A 7,526-nucleotide genomic window follows, 5' to 3' on the forward strand; every position below is an offset into this window, starting at 1 on the left:
GTACACCTGTAGGAGCTGCCGAAGGCTGCGATCTTTTGTCGTTCTACCAGGTCACGCCAAAGCCAGCGGTATAGCGTGTCTTGTCCAGATCAGCATCGTCGGTGCCGTCGATGATGTTGCGCTCAGCCTTGAGATTGAGCGAAGCCCAGTCTGTCACCTTGTAGCGCAGCCCTATCTCTGAATCCAGCGCATATTCGGCCACGCCCGACAGCGGCTTGCCCACCTCGCCATTGGTGAAGAACTCGACTTTCTTGCCAATCAGGTAGCGGTTGTAATCCCACTTCATGGCCACGGAATAGAAGTTCTCTTTGCTGCCATCAGCGAATTCATAATCCGTGCGGTTGACCAGCGAGCCGAGGGAGAACGCTCCCAACTCGTCATCCCAGAACTGATAACCGGGACCGGTACCGACCGTACGCTGACGCGACAGATCTTCGACCTTGTCACGCTTATAGACCAGGCGACCCTGCCAGAACCATTTTTCCGTCAGGAAGCGGTCGAGCGAATACTCGGCTCGCCAGTTGTCCGTGGTGACCACGTCATCCTGGAATTCGCGGTTGTACTCGCCTTCCGCCGTGTGCCGCCAACGACCATGGCGTGCAGTGGTCTTGAAGTCGATGTCGTAATCGTCGGTGTCCTTGTCGGCGCGCTGATAGTCCAGCGCTGCGTCGATGTTGCCCTTCCACACCAGGTCTTCGACCACAGGCTTGGGCTTGAGCATCTGCTGGATACTCGCCAGTTCCACGGTTTTTGGCGCATCACCGTTGGCCAGGGTCACCTTGCCGTCCTCCGCCGCGTGCAGCGACTTGGCCACTTCACCGGTGTAGGCATCCTGTTTGACCAACAGGTGCTGATCACTTTCCAGGGTTTTCACCTTGCTCCAATCGATCGGCACGGCGCCGGCGTACTCGGTCTGGACCAACAGCTTGCCACCATCGAACAGAATGATTTTGCCGCTCAACTTGTCACCGTTCTTCAACCAGACGGTATCCGCGAGCAAGGGAGTGGAAGCACTGACGACAGCGAGGCACAGCAAGGTTCTGGACAACATAAGCAAATACAGGCTCAGGTTCGCGAAAAAAAGTCGGCATTATCCGCAGGAATAAGGCCCTAGCAAGGACTGACCCGACTATTTCTATTGAGTTCATTTCTCAACTGGCGATCCTGGATTTACTCTACGGACGGTACTGTGAATTTTTTCAGGAACATTTGTTTTAGGAACGGCACGTGATCGAACCCAACGCTGAACCAGAAAGCCCTGCACAAATCCGACGCACGGCGCTCTACCTGACCCTGGCGCAAGTGCCCGAAGGCAAAGTGGTGAGCTATGGTCAATTGGCAGAGCTGGCCGGTCTGGGGCGTGCCGCCCGTTGGGTCGGTCGGACCTTGAGCCAACTGCCCGGCGACAGCAAACTGCCCTGGCACCGCGTGCTCGGCGCCGGCGGGCGCATCAGCCTGCCCGTGGGCAGCCCATCCGGGGACGAACAACGCGCGCGATTGCGCATGGAGGGCATCAGTATCCTGAATAATCGTGTTGATATTCAGCGCCATGGGTGGCGCCCGGTAGAGCACAGCGGTTAGAGTGCGCGCTTTGTTTCCGTATTTCTTGAGGCAGACTCCAGCCCATGCCCCGTAAAACCTGGCGCGCCGCGCTTGCTGCCTATGCCAGCCCCTCGACGCTTGTACTGCTATTGCTGGGTTTCGCTGCCGGCCTGCCCTACATGCTGGTGTTCTCGACACTGTCGGTCTGGTTGCGTGAAGCCGGTGTGGCGCGCGAAACCATCGGCTATGCGAGCCTGATCGGTCTGGCCTACGCCTTTAAATGGGTCTGGTCACCGTTGCTGGACCAATGGCGCCTGCCGCTGCTCGGCAAGCTCGGTCGACGCCGCTCCTGGCTGGTGCTTTCCCAGGCACTGGTGATCCTCGGCCTGATCGGCATGGGTTTCTGCGACCCGCAAAAGCATTTGTCCTGGCTGATCGCCATCGCGGTAGTCGTCGCTTTCGCCTCCGCGACGCAAGACATTGCCGTAGACGCCTATCGCCTTGAAATCGCCGAAGACAATCGTCAGGCCGCGCTGGCCGCCAGTTACATGTCCGGCTATCGAATCGCAGCGCTGCTTGCCACGGCGGGCGCGCTGTACTTCGCCGAAGGCTTCGGCTCCACCGGCTTCAACTACAAGCATTCCGCCTGGGCCGGCACTTACATCCTGTTCGGGGTGTTGATGGTCCCAGCGCTGCTGACCTCCCTGTTCATGCGCGAACCGCCGGTGCCGCTGCGCACGCAATTGCAGGCCGGGCGCTACAGCTTTGTGCATCAACTGGCCTCGGTATTCGTGCTGATCGTACTGCTGGTGTCCGTGCCGGCCATGTTTACCCAGCTCTACAACACCGACTTCGCCAGCGTGCTGTTCGAAGGCGTGAGCCTGCTCGACCTGCTGCTTCAGGACCGCGCCTTTTTGCGAGCGATCCTCTACACCACGCTCACTGCCCTGTGCCTGTCAGCCATGGGCCGTCGCGGACTGGCGCCCGTGCTGACCCCGATCAATGACTTCATTCTGCGTTATCGCTGGCAAGCGCTGCTGCTGCTCGGGCTGATCGCCACCTATCGCATGTCCGACACGGTCATGGGCGTGATGGCCAACGTGTTCTACATCGACCAGGGCTTCACCAAGGACCAGATCGCCAGCGTCAGTAAAATTTTCGGCCTGATCATGACCCTGGTAGGCGCCGGTATGGGCGGCCTGTTGATCGTGCGCTTCGGTATTTTGCCGATCCTGTTCATCGGCGGTGTGGCCTCCGCGGCGACCAACATCCTGTTCCTGATGCTCGCCGACATGGGCGCCAACCTGAACATGCTGATCGTGACCATTTCCCTGGACAACTTCAGCTCAGGCCTGGCGACCTCGGCATTCGTGGCTTACCTGTCGAGCCTGACCAACCTCAAATTTTCCGCCACCCAATACGCCCTGCTCAGCTCGATCATGCTCTTGCTGCCACGCCTGATCGGCGGTTATTCCGGGGTCATGGTGGAGAAATTCGGTTACCACAATTTCTTCCTGATCACCGCCCTGCTGGGCGTTCCGACACTGGTGCTGATCGCCTTGCACTGGTTCCAGGAGAGCCGCCGCGAAGGTCCGACGCCCACGCCGGAACCCATACCGACCCAGGTCGCAGAAGAATCGTAGGAAGCATCCGCAGGAAACAACGCGGAGGACGGAACGATTCCCGCCCTCCTGCCACACCGCCGACCGCACGCCTGTACGACAGCGGATCTCGCCCGTACAATGCTCCGTCATTTCTCGTCATCAGCAATCGATAACGGCCAACCATGCGCACCAGTCAATTTTTGCTCGCCACACAGAAAGAAACGCCTTCCGACGCGGTCGTGATCAGCCATCAGCTGATGCTGCGCGCCGGCATGATCCGCAAACTCGCCTCGGGCCTGTACACCTGGCTGCCGATGGGCTTGCGAGTCATGCGCAAGGTCGAAGCCGTCGTTCGCGAAGAAATGAACGCCGCCGGCTCGCTCGAAGTGTTGATGCCGAGCACTCAACCGGCTGAGCTGTGGCAGGAATCCGGTCGCTGGGAAGAGTACGGTCCTGAACTGCTGCGCTTCAAGGATCGCCACGGTCGCGATTTCTGCGCCGGCCCGACCCACGAAGAAGTCATCACCGATCTGATGCGCAACGAGCTGAGCAGCTACAAACAGCTGCCGATCAACCTGTACCAGATCCAGACCAAATTCCGTGATGAAATCCGTCCACGCTTCGGCTTGATGCGCGGCCGTGAGTTCATCATGAAGGACGCCTACTCGTTCCACGCTGACCAGCCTTCGCTGCAGGTCACCTACGACCGCATGCACCAGGCGTACTGCAACGTGTTCACCCGTCTGGGCCTGAAATTCCGCCCTGTGGAAGCTGACAACGGCTCCATCGGTGGTGCTGGTTCCCACGAATTCCACGTGCTGGCCGAATCCGGCGAAGACGATATCGTCTTCAGCAACGGTTCCGACTACGCGGCGAACATCGAGAAAGCCGAAGCCGTGCCTCGCGAAACCTCGCGTGCCGCACCGAGCGAAGAGCTGCGCCTGGTCGACACTCCAGACACCAAAACCATTGCCGCACTGGTGGAAAAATTCAATCTGCCGATTGAAAAGACCATCAAGACTCTGATCGTGCATGCCGAGGAAGAAGGCAAGTTGATTGCCCTGATCATCCGTGGCGACCACGAACTCAACGAGATCAAGGCTGCGAACCAGCCAGGCGTGGCCAGCCCGCTGGTCATGGCCAGCGATGCCGAACTGCGTGACGCCATTGGCGCGGGCGCGGGCTCCCTCGGCCCGTTGAACCTGCCGCTGCCAATCATCATCGACCGCTCCGTCGAACTGATGAGCGACTTCGGTATCGGTGCCAACATCGACGACAAGCACTACTTCGGCGTTAACTGGGAACGCGATCTGCCTGTTCCGACCGTTGCCGACCTGCGTAACGTCGTCACTGGCGACCCAAGCCCGGATGGCAACGGCACCCTGGAAATCAAGCGCGGCATCGAAGTCGGGCACATCTTCCAGCTGGGCAACAAGTACAGCAAGGCGATGAAGTGCGAAGTGCTGGGCGAGAACGGTAAGCCGGTCACTCTGGAAATGGGCTGCTACGGCATCGGCGTTTCCCGCGTGGTTGCGGCCGCAATCGAACAGAACAACGACGACAAAGGCATCATCTGGAGCGACACCCTGGCGCCCTTCCAGATCGCCCTCGTGCCGCTGCGCTATGAAACCGACCTGGTGCGCGAAGCCACCGACAAGCTGTATGCAGAACTGACTGCTGCCGGCTTCGAAGTGCTGCTGGACGACCGCGACAAGAAAACCAGCCCGGGCATCAAGTTCGCGGACATGGAGCTGATCGGCATTCCTCACCGGATCGTGGTCAGCGACCGCGGCCTCGCCGAAGGCAACCTGGAATACAAGAGCCGTACCGAGGCCGAGCCGCAAGCGCTGCCGGTCGCCGACGTACTGCCATTCCTTCAGGCCCGTATCCGCCGCTGAAACCAGATAGAGACGTCATGTTCAAGCGAAACACCTTAGGCCTCGGTGGTGCCGCCCTGTGCGGCACCCTGCTGGTCAGCGGCTGTGCCAATCACATGTCGCAACGCAGCGAGCACGAGGAACGTGTCGAGCGCAAACTGCTCGATCACAGCCTGCAGATCGATGTTGGTGAGCCCAAGGTGCTTGAGCTGCCGCAACGCCGGGTGAAAATCCACGAGCAAAAGACCTTCGAAGTCACCGAGTTCGAAGTCACGCGCCATTACGATCGTTACACGCCGTACCAACCCTGGCGGGAGATCTATGAGATCCCGCTGGGCGCGGTGGCGGTGGTCGGCGGTGTCGGCGCGAACGTGGTCAACGTGTTCGCCCTCGGCAATCTTCCGGATAGCGTGACCAAGGACTGGTTCAGTTACGGCTTTGCCGGGCTCAACCCGTTCATGAACGTGCAATCCAACGGTCGTGCGCAGCAGAACCTGGCCGGAATCGACGAAGTCCAGCGCGACAAGCGCACGGAATACTCGAGCTTGCCGTGGAGCGAGCGTCCGGTCGAGGTCAAGGCCGGCAAGGAAACCTTCGAACTGAGCACCGACAAAAACGGCGTCTTGCGTCTGAACCTGTTGGACAGCCCGTTCGCGGAACATGACCTCAATCATTTGAGCAAGCTGCAGATCAATGTCGAAGACGCCAAGGACGACGTGCATAGCGACTCGTCCCTGGCACTCAGCAGTAGCCTGCGCGGCAAACTGCTCGAAGCCCACGGGCTGATTTACGACGACCTCGAAGACGACGAAGTGAGCCAGTGGGTACACCGGGTCAAACGTCTGTCGGAACTGGGGTTGGAGGAAGAAGCCAGCGAGCTGGAACAGAGCCTGATCGAACTGACTCGCAACGATCCTGAACTGCAGACCGAATTTCTCAAGTCATTGACCAGAGATGCCGGGCGATTGGTGGCGGATCCAGGGCCCAACTAAAGCTTTAAAGATCGCAGCCTTCGGCAGCCCTTACAGAGGAACGCATTCCCCTGGAGCTGCCGGAGGCTGCGATCTTTTGCTTTTAATCATCAACGCTCAAACAACTCCATCTGCTCAAACCCGCCCCGCAAATCCTCCAGCCTGACCCCCACACCCAACAACCGCACCGGTTTGCCCCCACGATTAAACGCCTGGGTCAGCAAAAGCTGATAACTGCCCAAATCCCGCCCTGCTCCAGCCTGTTCCAGCGTGGTCTGGGTGAAATCATGAAACTTCACTTTGACGAACGGCTTACCTGGCCGGTAGCTGCTGTCGATTCGTGCCATGCGGGTTTTGAGGGTTTCCAGCAATTCCGGCAGCTTATCCAGGCAACTGCGCAGATCCGGCAGATCGACATCGTAGGTATTTTCGACACTGATCGACTGCCGGCGACTGTCGTTATGCACCTGGCGGTCATCGATCCCACGGGCCAGGCTCCACATTCGCTCACCAAAGCTGCCGAATTCGCGCACCAGCGCCAACTTGTCCCACTCGCGCAATTGCGCACAATCGACGATGCCCAGTTTGCCCAGCTTGTCAGCGGTGACTTTGCCGACCCCGTGCAGCTTGCTGACCGGCAGACCACTCACAAAGTCCTCGACCTGATCCGGTGTAATGACGAACAGACCGTTGGGTTTTTTCCAGTCGCTGGCGATCTTGGCGAGAAACTTGTTCGGCGCCACACCGGCCGAAACGGTGATGTGCAGCTGATTCGAGACCCGACGACGGATGTCCTGGGCGATGCGCGTGGCGCTACCACCGAAATGCGCGCAGTCCGACACATCGAGGTAGGCCTCGTCGAGGGAAAGCGGCTCGATGATGTCGGTGTAATCACGAAAGATCGTATGAATTTCCTTCGACGCTTCTCTATAGGCATCCATACGCGGCCTGACGATGGTCAGGTCCGGGCACAACTTCAACGCATGACCGGATGACATGGCCGAACGTACGCCATAGGCCCGAGCCTCATAATTGCAGGTAGCGATCACCCCGCGCCGATCCGCCGAGCCGCCCACCGCCAGTGGTTTTCCGGCGAGGCTCGGATCGTCACGCATTTCGATGGCGGCGTAGAAACAGTCACAATCGACGTGGATGATTTTTCGCTGGGTCATATCAAAGCAGTTTAAGGGTGAAGAAATGGCTGCATGCCGTGTCAGAAAAGCAGTATCTCACTGACACCTGTATATAGCACCAGTAGTGTGAATGTTCTTTTCCCGCTGTAGGAAAACCCCGATGAATTTATTTTTTCAATCGCACAGCAGGCGCTAATAGAGCCACAAGCCTTGCTACGCCTGCCTCTCAGGCTAATCCATACCGTGGCGGAAGACCTAAGCGATTGAACCTGAAGAGATTTTACCGAGATTGGCGGTTGACACCCCGTCGATCCTCTGTAGAATGCCGACACACAGACGCGGGATGGAGCAGTCTGGTAGCTCGTCGGGCTCATAACCCGAAGGTCGTCGGTTCAAATC

The 7,526-nt window shown here is 58.9% G+C and carries 6 protein-coding genes; 4 read left to right on the forward strand and 2 right to left on the reverse strand.

The genetic code is table 11. The annotated features are described in order from the left end of the window. Positions 1–43 precede the first annotated feature (43 nt). On the reverse strand, positions 44–1,051 hold the full coding sequence (locus tag ACW9JC_RS27055; protein ID WP_338585094.1) for a DUF481 domain-containing protein: 1,008 nt from the start codon (positions 1,049–1,051) through the stop codon (positions 44–46). 176 nt (positions 1,052–1,227) lie between these two features. Here ACW9JC_RS27055 and ACW9JC_RS27060 point away from each other — a divergent pair, with 176 nt between their 5' ends. The 4 genes from ACW9JC_RS27060 to ACW9JC_RS27075 all read left to right on the forward strand — a co-directional run bounded on the left by ACW9JC_RS27060 (position 1,228) and on the right by ACW9JC_RS27075 (position 6,015). Continuing rightward, complete coding sequence (locus tag ACW9JC_RS27060; protein WP_416128044.1) at positions 1,228–1,581, forward strand: MGMT family protein; 354 nt, start codon at positions 1,228–1,230, stop codon at positions 1,579–1,581. 44 nt (positions 1,582–1,625) lie between these two features. Further along, the gene (locus ACW9JC_RS27065; protein WP_448106599.1) at positions 1,626–3,185 is read left to right on the forward strand and encodes an AmpG family muropeptide MFS transporter; all 1,560 of its coding nucleotides are present in this window, start codon (positions 1,626–1,628) and stop codon (positions 3,183–3,185) included. Positions 3,186–3,328: 143 nt separating this feature from the next. Beyond that, on the forward strand, positions 3,329–5,044 hold the full coding sequence (locus ACW9JC_RS27070; protein WP_457458836.1) for a proline--tRNA ligase: 1,716 nt from the start codon (positions 3,329–3,331) through the stop codon (positions 5,042–5,044). 17 nt (positions 5,045–5,061) lie between these two features. Then, a complete protein-coding gene (locus ACW9JC_RS27075; RefSeq protein ID WP_338585090.1) occupies positions 5,062–6,015 on the forward strand; it encodes a hypothetical protein in 954 nt (317 codons plus the stop codon). A gap of 89 nt (positions 6,016–6,104) precedes the next feature. Here the strand turns inward: ACW9JC_RS27075 and dinB are convergent, their stop codons facing one another. Continuing rightward, positions 6,105–7,166 (reverse strand): DNA polymerase IV, encoded by a 1,062-nt coding sequence (gene dinB, locus ACW9JC_RS27080; protein ID WP_457458838.1) that lies wholly within the window; start codon positions 7,164–7,166, stop codon positions 6,105–6,107. Positions 7,167–7,526: the final 360 nt, after the last annotated feature.

This window comes from Pseudomonas sp. SDO5591_S426 (assembly GCF_054070755.1).